Origin of the sequence: Desulfoferrobacter suflitae (genome assembly GCF_022603395.1) — a bacterium.
In the GTDB taxonomy this organism is placed as follows: Bacteria; Desulfobacterota; Syntrophobacteria; order Syntrophobacterales; family Syntrophobacteraceae; genus Desulfoferrobacter; species Desulfoferrobacter suflitae.
Window position 1 is genome coordinate 313275 of the sequence record NZ_JAIBKA010000006.1, and the last position, 18037, is coordinate 331311.

The following is an 18037-nucleotide window of genomic DNA, read 5'->3' on the forward strand; positions in this document are numbered from 1 at the left end:
ACATGTCGAGACCGACTCCCCTGCCGGATGATGCGACGCCACTGCAGGCGAAAAACGAAAGGATAGATGCCGCCATATCGGTACTGTCCCACTACCTGCATGGCAAAGAAAAGGCCTTGCGCCTGGCTCTGATCTGTTTTTTCTCCAACGGACATCTGCTCATAGAGGACCTTCCAGGCCTTGGCAAAACGACCCTGGCCATCGCCATCGCCAAGGTGTTGGGCCTCACCTTCGGCCGCATTCAGTGCACCTCCGACCTGCTGCCTTCGGACATTACCGGACTGTCCATTTACAATAAGAATCTGAGTGCCTTCGAGTTCCAGCAGGGCCCCATCTTCAACCACATCGTGCTATTCGATGAGATCAACCGGGCCACTCCCAAGACACAGAGCGCATTGCTTGAAGCCATGGCGGAAAAGCAGGTGACCATCGAGGGCAGGACTTATGATTTGCCCCGGCCGTTCTTCGTCATTGCCACCCAGAACCCCACCGAGCAATTTGGGACCTTCCCTCTGCCCGAATCACAACTGGACCGATTCATGATGAAAATCAGCATCGGATACCCGCCGCGAACGGCTGAAAGGGAAATTTTGAAGGGAGGCAGCAAGCGCAAAGAAATCTACTCCATGGAACCGGTCATGGATAAAGACGAAGTGATCGAGATTCAGCAATGCATAAAACAGAGGGTCTATGTTTCGGATAAGATCATCGATTATTTCCTGAACGTCATTGCTGCAACCCGGGAGAGCAAATACCTGATTGCGGGCCTGTCGACCAGAGGGGCTCTGGCACTGGTGCAAACAGCCAAAACGGACGCTTTCTTCAGGAAAAAAGACTTTGTGGTGCCGGAAAATCTTAAGGAATTGGCCCAGTATATTTTGCCCCATCGAGTCCTGTTCAAAGAAGAATATGAGTCCGCCGACAAGAAGGAGATCATACGATCAATCCTGGAAGAAGTGCCGGTCCCGGTGTAATCAAGATCAATAAAGCCGGCTGGATTTACATTATTCTGACTATCCTGGTCGGGTTTTCAGCGGTCAATACCGGCAATAACCTCATCTACATCATCGCATCGGCACTGCTCAGCTATATGCTGGTTTCCGGGATTTTCGGCCGGCGCAACCTGTTCGAACTTGACATCGACCTGGAAATTCCACAGGAAATCTTCGCCCAGACCAGCACCCTCGTCGGCATTCGCGTGACCAACAGGCGAAAATTCATGCCCGCATTTCTAATTCGGGTGCTCGTCGAAAATCACCACTCGTTATTTTCCTTCATCGGCCCCAATTCACAACATAAGCAGTATTGCGCGATGCAGTTCGAAACACGGGGCGCACACGTGATTCAAAACATCTATGTCAGTTCGGTTTTCCCCTTCAATTTCTTTTCGCGCTACAGAAAGCTCAAGCAGGCCCGCCGGCTGATCATCTTTGCCAGGCCTCAGAAATGCCGGTCCCTCCATTTCCAGGACAGACAAACCCGCGTCAAAGGAGAAAGCGCTGCCCTGACCCTGGGATACGATTCGGATATCGTCTCGATCAGGGATTACGTGTCGGGAGATCCGCTGAAATACATCAACTGGAAGTCGACGGCAAAAACGGGCACCCTGAAAACCAAGGAACTGGCAGCCATCGAGCTGCGGCAGGTGATGATCGATTTTGACAAGTTCGATAAGAAAGATCTGGAACATAGGATATCCTGCGTCACCTACCTGATTCTCAATTTCATCCGATCGAATGTTCCGGTGGGCCTGGTGATCGCCGGCGAGAGATTCAAACCCGCTGCAACCACAGCCCACAAATTGACTCTCCTGAAAAAACTGGCAGTGTATGGTCAAGATTAGCAGCATTTTACAGATCATCACCTATCTGGTGGTTGGCGTAAGCTACGCGGCCGTTTTTCAATATGTCGAGACGTACTATTCTGCCAGTTTCGCCTCCCTGTTGGCCCTCTCCATCTACTTGAATTTCAACCGTTTCCTAAAGATTCCTCGGTGGCTTCTCAACAGCATCTCCCTTGGAGTGCTGACCATTTCAGCCCTCACCATCACCACCGAGTATCTGGTGGAACCCGTTTTGGGCGCGCTGCTCGTGCTGATTGCCATCAAGCTGCTGGATGACAAGGCTTTCAGAGACTACGCGCAAATATTTGCCATGTGTGTTTTTGTGCTGATCGGCTCCAGCCTGCTTTCTTTGAGCATCGCCTTTCTTGGCTATTTTTCACTGACGGCGGTCCTGGCCACGAGTGCATTGATTCTGCTGGCTTATTTTGCTCAGGATTCGGAAATCGCCATCCAGCGACGCAACCTGAACAAGGTTTTTTTGCAATCACTTCTCATCTGCGCCATCGCCTTGCCCGGTTCATTGATTTTCTTCGTGATCCTGCCCCGCACCAACTATCCCATACTGAGCTTTCTCAACAGAGAAGGCTATGCCAGGGCGGGCTTCACGGACCGCATCAATCTCGGGGAGATAGCAGAAATTCAGGAAAATAATCTGGTCATATTCCGGGCTCAAATGAGCCCCATCGATGACCAGGATCTCTACTGGCGAGGCATCGTCCTCGACCAATTCGACGGTAAATCCTGGAAAAGCGGCGCCGTTGACACCTCATCCAAACCCAGCTTGCGGAGAGGCCCGCAGGTTGAGCAAACCATCTATCTGGAGCCTTACGGCAACAGATTTTTGTTCGCCCTCGACAAACCCCAATCGATTTTGCACCGGCATGTGGAACGGGCTCAGGATCTCACCTATTCTTTGTCCACATACATCGACGAAAGAGTCCGTTACAAGGCCGTCTCGGTCATCACGGACTTCCTTGTTGATCAATCCCCCGGGCATTCTCGATATGTTCAGCTGCCGGCGGATTTTTCACCAAGAATGGAACGGCTCGTCGCTGAGTTGTCCCACGGCAGGCAGGGAGGAGAAACCCTGCAGGCTTTGTTGGCATTTTTCAGGCAGGGCGATTTTCAGTATTCGATGAAGAACCTGCCCACCACGGACAACCCACTGGAGGATTTCCTGTTTCAAAACAGGAGCGGCAACTGTGAGTTTTTTGCTTCATCCCTGGCCGTAATGTTGCGCATGGCGAAGATCCCGGCGCGACTCGTGGGCGGTTACCGAGGCGGCTACTACAACCGGGCGGCCGGCTACTACATGGTGCTGCAAAACAACGCGCACGTGTGGGTCGAAGCTTATCTGCCCGAAAAACAGGGCTGGCTAAGGATCGACCCGACCCTATACAGCCGGGCCGATGCCTCCGTGAGTCCCGATCACGGCGTGTTCATGCGCCTCAAGCTCATGCTGGATACCTTCAATTACTACTGGTACAAATTCATCATCAACTATGATTTCAGCAAACAACTGGCCCTGATCCGGAAGCTCAAGGCAACCATCCAAAAACCGGATGTCCAAATCGATCTGGCCAAGCATCAAATTAAGCGCTACCTGCTCTACCTTCTGGCTGCGGCTCCAGCGTTCCTGCTCATTTGTGCGCTGTATCGAGCCGTGCGCAGGCGCCCCCACGAAAAGTTGATGGCAAGATTCGAAGGCCGGATGAGCCAGCTCGGCTATCAGCGTAAGCGCTCTGAAGGTCTTGAAGAATTTGTTGCACGCATTGAAGACCGCAGGGTGCGTGTCAAGGCAGCGCAATTTGTCAACCGGTTCGAATCGGTCTATTACCGGGACCTTGATTTCAGCTCCCATGAAATACAAGCGCTGCAGCGCCGCCTCAATGAACTTTAGCAGCGTGGCGCGCGGGGCACACACCATCTCCCCCGCGGGGAAGGGGGTCGCGATGAGGAGGCGTGAGATTTCCTGAGATTGAATGGACAACACCCCGGGGAGGCAGAAGATGGCACATCATTACGCTTTGGGAAACAGTGACGATGAAATTCAGAGACTCGAACAGCAGCACGGCACCTGGCGGTTCGCCACCGATGCGGTGCTGGCTGCCGCGGGTTTCTGTGCTGGGGACAGAGTCGCCGATCTGGGCGCAGGGCCGGGGTTCACAACCGACGAACTGGCCGGGCGCGTTGGTGCGACGGGAGCAGTGACCGCAGTCGATAACGATGAACGATTCTGTGATTTGATTCGCTCTCAAGCAGCGGAAAACGTAACGGTCATTTGTGCGGACACGGCAACCCATCGTTTTCCAGGAGGCTCATTTGATGGGATGTTCGCCCGCTGGCTGTTCGCCCACATGGAAGATTTGACGCCCGTGCTCGAAACAATCGCGGAGGCCCTGAAGCCGGGAGGCATCCTCGCGGTCATGGACTACCTCCAGTACAGGTCCGTTGCGCTGATGCCCGATGCACACGCTTTCCAGTCGGCCTACGAGAAGCTCTTCCGAATTGCGCACCAACGCCGTCTTGGATTTCTCGATGTGATCGGTCGGCTGCCGCGCAAATTACGGCCTTTCGGGCTGGAGACCGTATGGATTAAAGCATTCTCCCTTGCCGGCGGCCCCGGCAGCGATGTCTGGGAATGGATGAGCCGCTTCCACCGGCAACTGCTGCCCATGCTCATCGAACAGGAGTTCCTGACCAACCAGGAAGTGCAAGCGGTCCAGGAAGAATGGGAGCGCATGACGGCCGACCCGACTTCAATTTTGGTATCACAGACGGTTGGTGGTCTCGTGGCAAGAAAAGTCACAACCTGACCGTGCACCGCAAACCGTCTGAATCTGCAATTGGGATCAATGGCGGCACCGGTATCTTTGCAAACAAGCCCCCGGAAAAATTGCGCCCCTTTAGACTCGACACGGCCTCCTGCCCGTTGCACGGTTTGGACCGATGCCCTGAAACACTTCAGCTTTGCCTGCAGAATATGGCTCACATCCGCAAAGTCGCTGTCAACCGGAGGGGATGCAACAGCAGGTCGAGGGCGTCGAGAATGCTGGTGGAAATCACGTCGGCGGCGGTCAAGGAGGCAAGTGCCGCCCCTTCCGTCTGTATGACAGCGATGCCGAGGGCGGACTCTCGCAGCATCAGGTGGTCATTGCGGCCGTTGCCAATACATACGCAATGGTCAGGCCCCAATTCTTGAACGTAGTTCTTCTTGGCGCGAGCCTGGTCCTCCTTGGGGATGATTGACAAACGGCAATGGATTGTCGTCAGTTGCTCCTCGACTGACCCGAAAGTATCGGCGGTCAGCACATGCACTTCCAGATCTCCGGCAAGTGCGGCAAGCCTTTTCGCAACCCCTGCGATGAGACCGCCGTCAAGGGCGATGGTGCCGTTGCAGTCGAGCACCAGATGGGACACGTTGAGGGCCTTGCCACCCGGTATGGCTATCTTCAGCATACATCCTTCCTTCACTGTTGAACTCATCAGAATATGTTGTCGATGATTTCTTGAAAGAGCGCTGCATCCTGCAGTTGCCGTCGGTTCATCTGCTGCATAACGCGCCCCTCGCGCAGCACCCAGAGTCGGTCGGCCAGCCTGCGCGCCTGGCTCAGGCTGTGCGATACGGCGATGATGGTGTAGCGATCTTTCAAATCCACCAGCAGCTGCTCTATGGTTTCCGTCGCGCGAAAATCGAGCGACGCGGTGGGTTCATCCACCAGCAATACCTGGGGTCCAAGGGCCAGCGCACGGGCGAGACATAGGCGCTGCTGCTGCCCTCCGGAAAGGGTTGTAGCCTCATCCAGCAGCCGGGCTTCGACTTCATCCCACAAACCTACTTGGCGCAGGGCCCACTCCATGCGCTCCCTAAGCTCGCCGCCTCGCAAACCAAGGGTCACCTTGAGCGGCATAGTCATGTTTTTCTCAATGGAAAAAGGCAACACCGCCGGAGTCTGAAAGACCATGGCCACCCGTCTTCGGAGCTCGGGCAGAGGGGGTGCATCGCGCGCATAGATATCCACCAGGTGACCATCCAGTCGGATTCGGACCAGACCGCTGGTGCGGCAGTTGGGAAAAAACTCATTGAGACGATTGATGGCCCTCAACAAGGTAGACTTGCCCGATCCCGAAGGTCCAATGATAACATGCAGCTCAGCAGGCAGTATTGTCAGGCTGACATTTTCCAGGACTGTTTTGCCGGAAAATTCCACGCACAACTCTTCTACGACAATAGCGGGGTTCGTTACCACTTTTTCCATCGCTTCTCAAAGCGTCTTTGCAGCATGAAGGCGGTCAAGAACAAGGTCGAGGTCAAAAGGAGCAGCACCAGCGACGTTGCAAAACCCTGATCCAGCTGCCGACGAGTTTGGTGCTCCGCCGCCAGATAATAGATGCGAAACGGCAGCGCTTCAAAGCGTTCCCATAGGCCGCGCGGCATTCCCGCTTGAGCCACTACGCCGGTCAAAAGGATCACCGCGGTGTCTTCGGCCGCCCGTCCCATGGCGAGGATGACCCCGCTGAGTATACCGCGGCTGGCGACCGGAAGCAAAATGTGCACAATGGCTTGCAGCCCGGACAGGCCACACACGGGGCCAAGTATGCGCAGATGCACGGGGATCGCCTGCAGCGCCGTCTGTGTGGTACGTATCACATACGGCAGGACCAGGAGCGCGATACAAAGGGCGGCCAGAGCGAGTGACGTTCCCGCCTGGGGGAACAGGGTCCTGCGCAATAAGAGTATCAGGGCGAACCCGAACAGACCCATGACGATAGATGGGGTCCCCGCCAGCAGGTCCACGGCACAGCCAAGAGAGGCCCGCACTCGCTTGGATGCGTATTCAGCCAGATAGACACCGCTGGCAATGCCCACCGGTATCGACACAAAAGACGACACCAGAACCAGATAAAGTGTTCCCATCAGGGCTGGCCAGATACCTTCAAAAACGGGGGCGCGGCCGCTGACCGCGTCCAGCCAGTGAGTCTCGCCAAAAAACAGCGAGCCATCGATGCTTGCCAGCCCGCGCCGCAGCAGGAAGCCGACGAGCATGACGGCGGCAAGCGTAACCATCCCGGCGGAGAGCCAGGCGAACCCGACCAAACACCGATCAGCGATCTTTTTCATAAGTCTTTTCGTTATCGGCACGGCCAATTCGTTGGATGAGCAGATTGATCATCCCCATGAGCAAGAACAAAACCAGTCCCGCTGCAAAGACAGACCGGTAGGCCATACTCTGGCTGTCCGTTGCCAGAACCAGCGCGATATGGGCCGTGAGAGTGCGAATGGAGACAAATAGAGAGACGGGAAATTGCGCGGCGTTTCCGGCCAGCATGAGCGAAATCAGCGTATCGCCGATCGCCCTGCCAAAGCCAAGAATAGCCGCCACTAGCAGTCCCTGGGCAGAGGCCGGGATCAACACGTGCCGCACCTGTTCGATGGGAGTGAAGCCCAGCGCCGCCGAGGCCAGTGTGAGAGTCGGATCAATACGTTCGAGTCTGGCCTGAAAAACCAGAACGATCGTGGGCAAAATAAGGAGACTCAGGGTTATGGCGGCGGTCAGAAGAGTGAAGCCGGTTCCTGCCGACAGCCAGTCACGCATGAGCGGAACCAGCAGAAAAACCGATACAAATCCGTAAATGACCGTTGGAATGCCCGTCATGAAATGCACCAGTGTCTTTAACAATCCGGCTGCCGGGGCCGGAGCGAGTGAGTGCACGAAAAAACAAATGGCGACGGCCCCAGGGAAGGCCAGAAACAGGGCCAGCAGAGAAATAGCGAAGGACCCCGCGCACATGGGCAGAATGCCATAGCTGCCGGCAAACGGCTGCCAGCGCCGTGAAAACACCTCACCCAGTTCCCCTGAAGTGAACAGAGGCAGGCAGAAATACGCCAGCAACAGCAGGATGGAAATGATCGCCACTGCCGCAATGGCGGTGGCGATCAACAGGATTCGTTCGATGCAACGCTCCAGCTTGGAACGTAAGCGCAAACCGCATGGGCGACCGAAAGGCATGCCTACTCGATGGGAAAGTAACCGTGCCGCCTGATGATTGCAGCACCGTCAGGGCTCAGGATGTAGTCGATGAAAGCCTGAACCAGCGGGTTCGGTTCACCTCTGGTGTTCATGTAAAGCTTGCGTACCACTGGATAGCTGCCGTTCAGCGCATTTTCCTGCGACGCGGCTACACCGTCCAACTGCAAAGCCTTGACGCTTTCATCAATGTGCCCGATGCTCACATAGCCAATGGCATTTGGGTCTTGCGCCACGGCAACCTTCATGGCTCCATTGGACGGCACGATGTTCGCCGACTGGGCGACCGTTCCCTGTTTGAGTAGCTTCTTCCAAAAAACCTCGCGGGTCCCGCTCGCTTCATCACGGCTGAAAAGGTGAATGGCGGCGTCTCTACCCCCTACCTCCTTCCAGTTGCTGATTTTTCCCGCAAAGATATCCATGATCTGCTCGGCGGAGAGATTGGAGACACTGTTTTGCGCATTGACCACGGCCGCCACGCCGTCCAGCGCAAACGCATAGGACCGGAGACCATACTTGCCGATTTCTTCGGGTGACAGTGCCCGTCCGGTGTTGCCGATGTCGACCAGGCCCTCGCCCACTTTCTGCACCCCGACACCCGTTCCGCCCCCTTCAACGGTGATCCTCACCGCAGGATTGAAAGTCATGATGGTTTTCGCCGCGTCGTTCATCACTGGAATGTGAGCCGTGCCGCCGGCGATGCTGATGGTCCCGTTAAGGTTTTTAAAGCTCTCCAGAGCATTGCAGTGTCCCTGATCGAAGGGCATGACCGCACTCACCAGAAAGCAAACCGTAATCAGCCATAACAGATTGATGGTTTTCATTTTTCTCCTCCAGTCGAATGGCTTCTTCCAAGCGCACCAGGCGCACTGTCGAAAACACCCGGTCGGGGCACGCAATACCTTGGAAGCCCCTTTGCCGGCTCCGATAGCAACAAGTAGCAACAAGAAAGACAAGTAAATTGAAGGAGCCCCTATATCAAATAGATAATTACGATGAAATCAGGGGGAGGCCATTGAGGCGAGCAATGACTATTGGCTTACAGGGACTTGCAGCAACAGGAGAGTGCCGCAGTTCAAGCGGTTTTTCATGCACTGCCGGCGCATAGTGCGCCGGCAAGTTTTCTATTGCGGTGCCGCGTGTGAAGACTTGGCCGCTGCTTTCTGGTTAAACCTTGCTGCATCGATGATAAACCGCTCATGGGTCCCTCGAGATATTTCGTCAACTCCATCATGGGCGCTGAGAACAAAGGTCAACTTTCGTCCTTCCACCTTCTCGAGACTTCCCCTGACCGTGATTGTCAGACCAGGCGGAGTCGCAGCCGTATGATTCACATTGACACCGATGCCCACCGTCTGTTCCCGCGGCCAATCGATATGAGGATTAACGGCGCAGATACAGGCCCACTCGAACAGTCCCACCATAAAGCCGGTGGCAAACACTTTGGGCATCACCTGAAACTCCGGCGACTCGGGATAGAGAAAAGGCACCGTTTTGTTTTCCGGTACGGTAAAGTTGAACTCAAAGGACAACCCGGGCTGAAGCGTCTTTTGCATGGTGAACCTCCTCTGGAATGTGCTGTTCGATTGAAATCAAGTCTTCTTTTCCGGTTTACTATTTTATCTATCGAGTGTAAGATGTTGAAATGTCAAATTAATTATTCTAATCGAGCACATTAGACAGGCTTATGCAGAATGGAATGGCAGCAATTGACGGGGTTTTATCACGTCGCCAGGTTAAAGAGCTTTACCCGAGCGGCAAAAGCCACATTCCGCACGCAGTCGGCGTTGAGTCAGCAGATCAAGGCACTCGAAGAGGAGCTGGACTGTCAGTTGTTTGAGCGGGTGGGGAAGCGCAGGATCAGCCTCACCGCGGCCGGCGAAATCCTGTATCACTACGCCGAATCGGTGCTGCACGGGCACGCGCAGCTTGTGGAACAGTTGCACGACATCAAAAAGCTTCCGAAGGGACCACTGAAGATCGCGGCACCCTTCACCACCCTGTACCATTTGCTGCCGGAGAGACTTTCCCGATACATGCAGCGCTACCCCGAAGTGGAGCTCACTCTGCTGGATCGTCCGCAGGAGAGCGCGCTCGAACTGCTCAAGCAGGGAGAAATCGATTTATGTTTTGCCCTGGAATCACTGGTGCCCAAGTCCTTCACCTCTGTTCGCTGGCTGACAGTGGAAACGGTTCTCATGGTGCCGCAGGGGCATCCCCTGGCTCGGCTGGAGCGGGTGACCTTCGACCGGCTCGCCAGGTACCCGCTCATCATGCCCCCCAAGCATATGAGAACCGGTTGCCGTCAGCTTTTGGAAAGGGAATTGGCGCGCATGAAAATGAGCTGCCGCATCATTATGGAATCTTCCAATGTGGAGCTCAGTTCGATCTATGTGGAACTGGGTCTTGGCATTTCCTTTGCCACGGTGGTGAGGGATTTGCCCGTCCTGCGAGAGAGAAGGCTCGAGTTTCTCGCACTCGATCACTATTTTCAGCCGGATCACATTTGCATCGTGACACGAGTGGATAAGAAGCTTTTGTCGTACCAGCAGGATTTTGTGAATATGCTCATGCAGGAGTCGAACTCGTGTGGATAAGAAGAGTGCTTACCGCTTTAAACCTTGTTTTTGATCAGCAGATCGATATATTTCAGATGGTGGCAGGAATCGCGCAGCCCACGGGTCGGTCCTGAAGCAGTCGGTATATTGAATGCTCTGTTGAGAAGCATAATCGGGAAACAACATCAATGCTCCCTTTTTGGCTGTTGATCCTTTGGATGATTTACTTCCTCTTTCCCTTTGACCTGTTCCCGGATTTTATCCCTGGAATCGGCTGGATCGAGGATTTTCTCATCCTCATCGGCGGATATTGGATGTGGCGCAACAAACAGCAAAGCTATTCCACCGACCATACAGGCCGGTTTCAATACCAGGAGGAACAGCAGCAGGAATCACGGACCGATTCGCAAGGGCGGCAGCGCACGGGCGATGCTGGCGGGTCTCACAAAGACTTCAGGGATCCGTACAAGATCCTCGGTGTGGAACCGGCGGCTACGCCCACGGAAATCAAGCGGGCATACCGACTGCAGGCCAATCGCTATCACCCGGACAAGGTTGCCCACCTGGGAGAAGAGTTCCAGGCTCTGGCCAAGGAAAAGTTTCAAGATATTCAATGGGCTTACGAACAACTGCAGAAGCAGGGCAAAGCAGCCTGACAACGAGATGGAAAACATGGAGCGAGAGACAACCACGCCAAATGGCTACCGGTTTCGGTTGGTCAACATCGAATGCCTGCCGAATTCGGCCAATTTCAATGTTATTATGGATTTGCAGGAGACCATAGCAGAACTGCTCCCCTACCTGGCCGCAGCACTGCCCGGTTGCAGCTATACCGTCGAGGCCGGAGTGATCAACCTCATGGATAAAGGTCACATCATCGCCATTTATCCCACCTATCTGACTATCACCGATGTGACAACGCACGCCGAAGCGGAACGGTATTGCCGTGACTATTTTCAGAAAATACAGGAAGTTAAGCGCAACAGGGCAAACCTTCAGCCGGTTTTCACCAGGCACCCCACACTCTCTCCATTGGACATCCTGCGGGCACTGCCCAAAACAAACTGCCAAGAATGCGGATCCGTTTCCTGCATGGCATTCGCCGCCGCCGTGTTCAGGCGGGAAGCCAGCATTACCGCCTGCGCACCGCTCGTGCAGGAACAGGAAAACTATCGGGATTTATTCCGCGAACTTCAACGCAACGGATATCAGACATGACCCAAGAAGACCCTCAGTTCGTTTCCATTCATACCGTGGCCGACCGCTTTGAAGCAGACCTCATCATGCACGCTCTGGAGAAGGAAGAAATTCATGCAATCCTGCGAACATTTGAGGAAACCCCCTACAATGGACTGTTTGTATCGCAGAGGGGATGGGGCCGGGTTCTGGTAGCCGAGGAAGACGTCACAAAAGCTCGTGAAGTGATTGATCCCTTGATTCAAGATCTGCAGAAAACCAGGCTCTACTCCGACCCCTCCGAACTCGATCCGCTGTTGTGGGAAAATCTGCGCCAGGCAGATCCTCGAAGGATCTGCATTAACGCGCAGATTCGTTACGACTCTGAGGCACAAGGCTACACCTTTTCTCTGCTCAACGGCACATTTGTCTGTCTCCCTCACCAACAAACCATAGAGGTTCTGCATCCACTGCCACACCCCGACCTGAACTTTGAATTTTATCTGGTAGTGCTTCATTATTTGCTGGAAGCACAAAACGTTCCACTGTCGGCCACATGGATCAGCGAGAAGGACATTCCCGGGGGCCAAATGTTTTTTCGCGGGCCTCACAAGTTCCCCACTGAACCCTTATTGGCGCTTTTCGGCCGCAAGCCGGAAATTTTTCGGGCGGCCGCACAATCTCTGGGTGGAACGCCGGTGGAAATGGGCGATCTGGGCTACCGACTTTGGGCCTTTCCGCGCATTCCCCTGCTGTTTGTGCTCTGGGAAGGGGATGAAGAATTTGAACCGGCGCTGCACATCCGTTTCAACTCTACTGTCACAAGCCAGCTGGAATCTCTCGACAGCATCTGGGCGCTGGTCAATGTGGTGTGCAGAAACCTTAAAGCCGCGGCACGAAATATTCTGAGGGAACAAAGCGACATCTAGAAGCCGGCTCTGCCGGCTGTCCTCAAAATCCCGGCAGCTTGAACTTCATGGTCACTTCGCCCGTTTGTTTGTTGATCTGGATCATCCGCTCGTCCTGTGTCGCCTCTCCCGCCGTTGCCAGCTTTTGACCGGTCGCCATTTCCAGAAGGCCGCTGATGAACTGCAGACCTGAGTTGAGCACTTGCTCGAGTTTTTCCGGCGGTTGCGCGGCAAGATTGAAGCCGGCCGCCTGAGCCCGATCATCGGCCATCTGCTGTTGCTCCCGAGCGGCCGCCAGTTCGCTTTGCACATCGGGTTCCTCGGACGCGAACGCCACCTGTCGGCTGTCATCCTGCAACACCTGAGGATTCAGATAATGGGGTGTTTCTTCCGGCAGCTCCTCGGAATGCCTGGTCTCCGGGACAACCACGAGGGGTTCATCGCCCATCATCTCGCGCAGCTTGTTGAGAATCTCCATCCGCTTTTCGTGGGAAAATTCCACCGTGGCGGGCCCTTCGTCGAACACGCCGTCGAACAGGTCCTTTTTAAGCTGCAGGCCGGCCATGATCTTTTCTTCGATGCTGTTTTTGGCAATGAGGTTCACCACGTTCACACAACTGCTCTGTTGCCCGATGCGACTGACACGGCCGATGCGCTGATGCAATCGGGCCGGATTCCACGGCAGCTCGAAGTTGACCACACAGTCCGCCGCCTGCAGATTCAGACCGGTCCCACCCGCATCGGTCGAAAGAAACACCTTGCACTGGGGATTTGTGGTGAATTCATCGATCAAACACTGACGCTTGTTCACCGGGACCTTGCCGGACAGCTCGACAAACGGTATGCCGGCCTGCGAGAGGTGTTTACCGATGAGAAACGTCATGGTGGTCCATTCGCTGAAAATAACGACCTTGCGCCCATTCTGCAGCACCAGTTCGTCAAGAATTCCTTCCAGTTCCTTGAGCTTGGGCGAGAGGTTGGTGTGGCGATCGATCAGATAGGTCGAGTTGCACACCATGCGCATCTTGAGCAGCAGTTCCTGCATGCGTCTGATGTCCATGGGGGTGAGAAATTTCTTGTTGATGAGAGGCAGCAGCGACGCCAGATAACCGTTGTGAATCTCCGCCTGTTTGGCGGTCAGCTCCAGGTAATAATTGTTGACGATCTCTTCGGGCAGCTCTGACAGGACTTCCTCCTTGCGCCTGCGGATCACAACGCCCTTGAGTCGCTCATTGAGAACATCCAGGTTGCGATATCCGAGGATTTTCCCTTTCTTGTGGCGGCTCAGCATGAAATGGTCGGCGGCAAACTGCCAGAGGGGCGACAGCATGTGAGGGTCGAGAAACTGAACGATGGAATAGACGTCTTCCAGCTTATTTTCCAGGGGAGTACCGGTGAGGACGACGGCATGCTTGCGTGGGATGCTTTTGACCGCCTCGGCGGTCTTGGTGGTGAAATTTTTGATGCGCTGCGCTTCATCCAGAATGACCACATCCGGCTTGAAGCGGGAAATGACCGTTACATCCCGCAGCACAGCCTCGTAGTTGGTGATTTTGAACAGGCTTGACTCATTGTCATACAGCGCTTTGCGCTGCTGCTTTGTGCCTGCCACAATGGCGGCGCGTTCATGGGTGAATCTTTCGATCTCGCGCTTCCATTGCTCTTTCAAGGAAGCCAGGGTGACCACCAATACCCGCCGAAATCCGAACACTTCTTTTTTCAGAACACTCAGGGCAATGGCCTGCAAGGTCTTGCCGAGGCCCATTTCATCGCCGATCAACACCGCTTTCCTGTAAAGGCCAAATTCAACGCCCTTGACCTGATAGGGATAAAGGGTGGCCTTTATCCTATCCAGGGCGGGAAATTCGCTGCGTGCCAATTCCTGCAGTTGCCGCTCGGTGAGATACTCATCAAGGCGGTTGAGGACCGGTTCCTGCACCCGCACACGCTTGTTCCCCTGCAGCTTGAAGAAGAGCGGGAGAAAACCGTCAAAGTCACCGTCTGCAAACAGTCCCTGCTGATCAAAATGCTCTGCGAGCAACGGCTGGATGTCTTGAATCTCTTCCTGCGGCCGCTCGCAAAAGATCCTTGGCTTACCGTGGCACGAATCCCAATAGATGTCCACGAAAGGAAAGCGCTCGATTTGCAGTCGTTCCTGCAAGTCCTTCTGCTTTTTGATATGCTCGTGGATGAACATCAGGTGTTTGCAGGTGCCGAGTCGATTCGTCAAAAAATCCGGGCAACTGCAATGCCCCAAGGCATTTTCCGGATCGTGCAGGGTCACCTTGTACTGCAGCCCACGGGCTGTCCCGACCAGGTGCTCGCCTTTGTACATATCCCCTAAAACGGCTGACAGCTCCTCGCTTTTGGCCCGCTTTCTGCGATCCTCAAGGGCCTGAGCGCGGATTTCATCGGCGGTCAGGTAGGCTTCGGCCGGGATGATGTCCGCCGGTTCCGGCACGAGGGCCTGATAGTCCCGAAAATTCTTCCTGTCCATGATGTCGAGCAGGACCGCTACGGTATGCTTGCAACCCTCACCGGGGTACGGGCAATTGCAGGAGTAGTCGATGCCGCCGTTATTGAAGGCAACCGTGATCAGGTAGTCGCCGAAGCTTCCATCGACTTCGTAGACATACGATCCTTCCTCCTGATTCACCTCGACGCAGCTGTATGCCCCAAGCTGATAGAGGTTCTCTCCGCGGCGGTAGATGATATTCGAATCGGCCACCTCGTCCCGAATGAATTCCTCGGTCAAAACATACATACCAGTCTCTCCTCACAGTCAATTTTGCTCGATGGCAAGTGGATGCTGTTGGCAAAAGTCCACTAAGAAAAATCCGACGACCAGAAATCCGGAAACTCGCTTTGGAACATGCAGGCTCTCCCCGGTAGGTCAGGGTGTGTGCAGCACTGCCTGACACAACCCTTTTGTCAGGGAGTTCCACCGCACACATCCTGACCTGCGAATGAATGAACTTTCAAATTTCCGGACGATTCGAACCAGTTGTCAAATAGCATTTGAGGTACACGATGTAAAATCGTTTTCGCCACAGATGATTCAGGGAAAGTTTACGAGCGGATTGGTTGCGGCGGGGATAAACCCCGCCGCACGATGCAAGGATTGATGTTTGAAAGGAGTATTGGATGTGTCAGGGTCGCTCAGCCGATCGGGTCGTTTTCCACCAGGTCCCAGATGCCGCAGGGGCACACTCCGGCACAGAAGCCACAGCCAATACAGCGATTTTTGTCCACCACCATTTCAAAGTCCTTGCCGCTTTCTTTCCTGGAGATGGCGGCCTGCGGACACATGGTGACGCACATGCCGCAGTCCCGGCAGGAGCCGCAGGACGAACACTGGGAAGCGCACTGTTCGATGCCGTCGAATTTTTGCAGGCGCGGATCGAAGTATTCCAGCTTGACCCGCGAATAATCGATTCGCTTGCGCACGTCTCCGCGCGGCCGCTTGCCCTGAAACATGTCGTCGATGGCCTGAGCCGCCTTGCGCCCGGCTCCGATGGCATCCGTCAGAAGCCCCAGTTGCACCGCATCACCTACGGCGAATATTTGTGGATCGGTGGTCTGGTACCATTCATTGACTTGAATGAAGCCTCGATCGGTGGCCACGCTCTCCGGCAAAAACTCGATATCGGGCAAATCCCCAACGGAAATGATCAGCGTGTCGGCGGGGATCACCTCACCCGTTGTCAGCTCGAGCCCTTCATCGACCACCGCCTTGCTGAAACACGGCCAGCGGAATTTGGCCCCCGCCGCCTCTGCTTCCTCTCGCTCCTTGCCAAACGAGAGCGGCTCCTGAATGTCGATCAAGGTAATTTCTTCGGCCCCCAGCCGGTGAGCTTCGGTAGCGGCATCGCAGCCCACATTGCCGGCCCCGATGATCACCACTTTCTTTCCCACCTGGATGCTATCGGCTTTGCTTTGGCGCAGAAAATCGAGTGCCGGTATCAGCTTTTCCTTTCCCGGGATGGGGATGATTCTGGGTTTTTGGGCACCTACCGCCACTACCACGAAATCATAGTCGACCTTCAACTGCTCAACATCCTCTTTGCTCAGACGCTGCTGCAGATGCACATGGGGCAGAGCGCTCTGAATTCTTTCCAGTTCTGCACCGATCACTTCCGCGGGGATGCGCGACCTGGGGATGAGGGAGGCTATCTTGCCGCCCAGAGTCCTATGCATGTCATAAATGACGGCTTCATGGCCCCGCCGCCGCAGCTGCCAGGCGATGGATAAACCGGCCGCCCCGCCGCCGATCACAGCCACTTTTTTGCCGCTTAGCGGCGGCAGCTCGGGGAGCTTTGCCTTGATACTCGCCCTGCCCAGTTGACTGACATCGACCGCCGGCATGTTCACCGTCTGGCGCGTGCAGCCCTGCATGCACAGGTGCGGGCAGAGATACCCGCACACCGAAGCGGGAAACGGGGTGTAGGCCAGGGCCAGATCGACCGCTTCATCGACCCGGCCTTCCCGTATCAGCCGCCAACGTTCCTGCACCGGCATGCCGGTCGGGCAGCTGGCTTCGCACGGCGCCGCATAGGTGCGATTCTCCCAAACGGGAACAAAACGACGCAAATCACCGGTGGTGATCAGCGCTATGGGACTGTTGTCGAGATCGGTCAAGTCGCCGATCAGTCCGCCTTTGCCCAGTTCCTGGTCCCACACTTGGCGATGGAAGGCCGCCATGGAACGTCTCGGGCGGGTGAATTTTTCCTGCGGTCCGCGCGCAGCCAGCAGCTGCCATGCGGTTCGATCATTAAACGTGTCATACAGCTCCGTCCGACGAATGCTTTCCAGGTAGACCCGCAGGTTCATTTGCAGCCACTGCCAGTCGTCATCGGACAACGGCGACAATTTGGCATCGGCCTGACTGTAGCCCTTGTGTGGACCGCGGAAGAAAATCTTACCGCCCACCATCCCGACACATGGCCGATACCCCAGGATATTCTGCGGGTCCTGGGGTTGATGTCCGCACACCACTGCAACCCCACCGGCCATGAACTCGGCAAAGTAATCTCCCACCGAGCCCAAAACCCACAGCTCCGGCGGTTGGAAACGAGGATTGAACTTGGTCATGGTCATGCCGCGCGCACCGATGTTGCCGGCCACATAAACCTTCCCCTGCGCCATGGCATTGGCGGTACCATTGCAGGCATTGCCGTGCACTATGATTTCAGCACCGGCGTTGAGCCATCCCACATCATCGGAAGCCGGCCCCATGACTTCAATGCGCGTGTTGGGAAAACCCATGGAACCCACCCGCTGCCCCGAAGAACCGCTGATTATTACCTGGACCGGTTCATTGCCGGCTCGCCACAACCGGCCACCCAAACCATGTTGGCCGTACGCCTCGATCAGCAAACGGCGCTGGCCGTCCGCCACCGCCTGCTGGATGCGCTCTTCCAGCACGCGCGATTCCAGCCGACGGCCGTCTTCCATCCCGCACAGTTGGACGGCCTGTTGATCGCCCGCCTGGCCTTGTTGACTCTGCATAGCTGCCTCCCTATT

The 18037-nt window shown here is 55.4% G+C and carries 16 protein-coding genes; 8 read left to right on the forward strand and 8 right to left on the reverse strand.

Annotation, left to right across the window (positions count from 1 at the left end; all coding sequences use genetic code 11):
• Positions 1–2: 2 nt before the first annotated feature.
• The 4 genes from K1V27_RS12850 (at position 3) to K1V27_RS12865 (ending at position 4659) form a co-directional block, all read left to right on the forward strand.
• A complete protein-coding gene (locus K1V27_RS12850) occupies positions 3–974 on the forward strand; it encodes an AAA family ATPase (protein WP_258930401.1) in 972 nt (323 codons plus the stop codon).
• Positions 975–1090: 116 nt separating this feature from the next.
• Positions 1091–1843, forward strand: a complete 753-nt coding sequence (locus K1V27_RS12855) for a DUF58 domain-containing protein (RefSeq protein ID WP_258930402.1) — start codon at positions 1091–1093, stop codon at positions 1841–1843.
• Complete coding sequence (locus K1V27_RS12860) at positions 1830–3743, forward strand: transglutaminase TgpA family protein (protein ID WP_258930403.1); 1914 nt, start codon at positions 1830–1832, stop codon at positions 3741–3743. The genes K1V27_RS12855 and K1V27_RS12860 overlap by 14 nt, the downstream gene beginning before the upstream one ends.
• Positions 3744–3852: 109 nt before the next feature.
• A complete protein-coding gene (locus K1V27_RS12865) occupies positions 3853–4659 on the forward strand; it encodes a class I SAM-dependent methyltransferase (RefSeq protein ID WP_258930404.1) in 807 nt (268 codons plus the stop codon).
• Between the two features lie 172 nt (positions 4660–4831).
• Here K1V27_RS12865 and K1V27_RS12870 read toward each other — a convergent pair whose 3' ends face one another.
• From K1V27_RS12870 to K1V27_RS12895, 6 genes are all read right to left on the reverse strand, one after another.
• Positions 4832–5302 carry an HAD family hydrolase gene (locus tag K1V27_RS12870; protein WP_258930405.1) on the reverse strand — a complete coding sequence of 157 codons (471 nt, stop codon included), beginning with the start codon at positions 5300–5302 and terminating at the stop codon, positions 4832–4834.
• A gap of 26 nt (positions 5303–5328) precedes the next feature.
• Positions 5329–6102 (reverse strand): phosphate ABC transporter ATP-binding protein, encoded by a 774-nt coding sequence (locus K1V27_RS12875; RefSeq protein ID WP_258930406.1) that lies wholly within the window; start codon positions 6100–6102, stop codon positions 5329–5331.
• A complete protein-coding gene (locus K1V27_RS12880) occupies positions 6087–6965 on the reverse strand; it encodes a PstA family ABC transporter permease (protein ID WP_258930407.1) in 879 nt (292 codons plus the stop codon). Before K1V27_RS12880 ends, K1V27_RS12875 begins: the two co-directional genes overlap by 16 nt.
• Positions 6949–7854 carry a PstC family ABC transporter permease gene (locus K1V27_RS12885; RefSeq protein WP_258930408.1) on the reverse strand — a complete coding sequence of 302 codons (906 nt, stop codon included), beginning with the start codon at positions 7852–7854 and terminating at the stop codon, positions 6949–6951. The genes K1V27_RS12880 and K1V27_RS12885 overlap by 17 nt, the downstream gene beginning before the upstream one ends.
• A gap of 2 nt (positions 7855–7856) precedes the next feature.
• Complete coding sequence (locus tag K1V27_RS12890) at positions 7857–8696, reverse strand: phosphate ABC transporter substrate-binding protein (protein ID WP_258930409.1); 840 nt, start codon at positions 8694–8696, stop codon at positions 7857–7859.
• Positions 8697–8996: 300 nt separating this feature from the next.
• The gene (locus K1V27_RS12895; RefSeq protein WP_258930410.1) at positions 8997–9428 is read right to left on the reverse strand and encodes a thioesterase family protein; all 432 of its coding nucleotides are present in this window, start codon (positions 9426–9428) and stop codon (positions 8997–8999) included.
• Positions 9429–9566: 138 nt separating this feature from the next.
• On the opposite strand from K1V27_RS12895, the gene K1V27_RS12900 reads away from it, so the two are divergent.
• The 4 genes from K1V27_RS12900 to K1V27_RS12915 all read left to right on the forward strand — a co-directional run bounded on the left by K1V27_RS12900 (position 9567) and on the right by K1V27_RS12915 (position 12535).
• The gene (locus K1V27_RS12900) at positions 9567–10469 is read left to right on the forward strand and encodes a LysR family transcriptional regulator (protein WP_258930411.1); all 903 of its coding nucleotides are present in this window, start codon (positions 9567–9569) and stop codon (positions 10467–10469) included.
• Positions 10470–10618: 149 nt separating this feature from the next.
• On the forward strand, positions 10619–11086 hold the full coding sequence (locus K1V27_RS12905; RefSeq protein ID WP_258930412.1) for a DnaJ domain-containing protein: 468 nt from the start codon (positions 10619–10621) through the stop codon (positions 11084–11086).
• 16 nt (positions 11087–11102) lie between these two features.
• Positions 11103–11648 carry a (Fe-S)-binding protein gene (locus K1V27_RS12910; protein WP_258930413.1) on the forward strand — a complete coding sequence of 182 codons (546 nt, stop codon included), beginning with the start codon at positions 11103–11105 and terminating at the stop codon, positions 11646–11648.
• On the forward strand, positions 11645–12535 hold the full coding sequence (locus K1V27_RS12915) for a DUF3786 domain-containing protein (protein WP_258930414.1): 891 nt from the start codon (positions 11645–11647) through the stop codon (positions 12533–12535). Before K1V27_RS12910 ends, K1V27_RS12915 begins: the two co-directional genes overlap by 4 nt.
• A gap of 22 nt (positions 12536–12557) precedes the next feature.
• Here K1V27_RS12915 and K1V27_RS12920 read toward each other — a convergent pair whose 3' ends face one another.
• Entirely contained in the window at positions 12558–15278 is a 2721-nt protein-coding gene (locus tag K1V27_RS12920) for a DEAD/DEAH box helicase (RefSeq protein ID WP_258930416.1), read from the reverse strand.
• A 395-nt stretch (positions 15279–15673) separates the two neighbouring features.
• Complete coding sequence (locus K1V27_RS12925; protein ID WP_258930418.1) at positions 15674–18022, reverse strand: FAD-dependent oxidoreductase; 2349 nt, start codon at positions 18020–18022, stop codon at positions 15674–15676.
• Positions 18023–18037 lie beyond the last annotated feature (15 nt).

Bases quoted from the DNA above. Each gene is read 5' to 3' on its own strand.
- K1V27_RS12850 (WP_258930401.1), top strand. From the start codon at position 3: ATGTCGAGACCGACTCCCCTGCCGGATGATGCGACGCCACTGCAGGCG.
- K1V27_RS12855 (WP_258930402.1), top strand. From the start codon at position 1,091: ATGCTGGTTTCCGGGATTTTCGGCCGGCGCAACCTGTTCGAACTTGAC.
- K1V27_RS12860 (WP_258930403.1), top strand. From the start codon at position 1,830: ATGGTCAAGATTAGCAGCATTTTACAGATCATCACCTATCTGGTGGTT.
- K1V27_RS12865 (WP_258930404.1), top strand. From the start codon at position 3,853: ATGGCACATCATTACGCTTTGGGAAACAGTGACGATGAAATTCAGAGA.
- K1V27_RS12870 (WP_258930405.1), bottom strand. From the start codon at position 5,302: ATGCTGAAGATAGCCATACCGGGTGGCAAGGCCCTCAACGTGTCCCAT.
- K1V27_RS12875 (WP_258930406.1), bottom strand. From the start codon at position 6,102: ATGGAAAAAGTGGTAACGAACCCCGCTATTGTCGTAGAAGAGTTGTGC.
- K1V27_RS12880 (WP_258930407.1), bottom strand. From the start codon at position 6,965: ATGAAAAAGATCGCTGATCGGTGTTTGGTCGGGTTCGCCTGGCTCTCC.
- K1V27_RS12885 (WP_258930408.1), bottom strand. From the start codon at position 7,854: ATGCCTTTCGGTCGCCCATGCGGTTTGCGCTTACGTTCCAAGCTGGAG.
- K1V27_RS12890 (WP_258930409.1), bottom strand. From the start codon at position 8,696: ATGAAAACCATCAATCTGTTATGGCTGATTACGGTTTGCTTTCTGGTG.
- K1V27_RS12895 (WP_258930410.1), bottom strand. From the start codon at position 9,428: ATGCAAAAGACGCTTCAGCCCGGGTTGTCCTTTGAGTTCAACTTTACC.
- K1V27_RS12900 (WP_258930411.1), top strand. From the start codon at position 9,567: ATGGAATGGCAGCAATTGACGGGGTTTTATCACGTCGCCAGGTTAAAG.
- K1V27_RS12905 (WP_258930412.1), top strand. From the start codon at position 10,619: ATGCTCCCTTTTTGGCTGTTGATCCTTTGGATGATTTACTTCCTCTTT.
- K1V27_RS12910 (WP_258930413.1), top strand. From the start codon at position 11,103: ATGGAGCGAGAGACAACCACGCCAAATGGCTACCGGTTTCGGTTGGTC.
- K1V27_RS12915 (WP_258930414.1), top strand. From the start codon at position 11,645: ATGACCCAAGAAGACCCTCAGTTCGTTTCCATTCATACCGTGGCCGAC.
- K1V27_RS12920 (WP_258930416.1), bottom strand. From the start codon at position 15,278: ATGTATGTTTTGACCGAGGAATTCATTCGGGACGAGGTGGCCGATTCG.
- K1V27_RS12925 (WP_258930418.1), bottom strand. From the start codon at position 18,022: ATGCAGAGTCAACAAGGCCAGGCGGGCGATCAACAGGCCGTCCAACTG.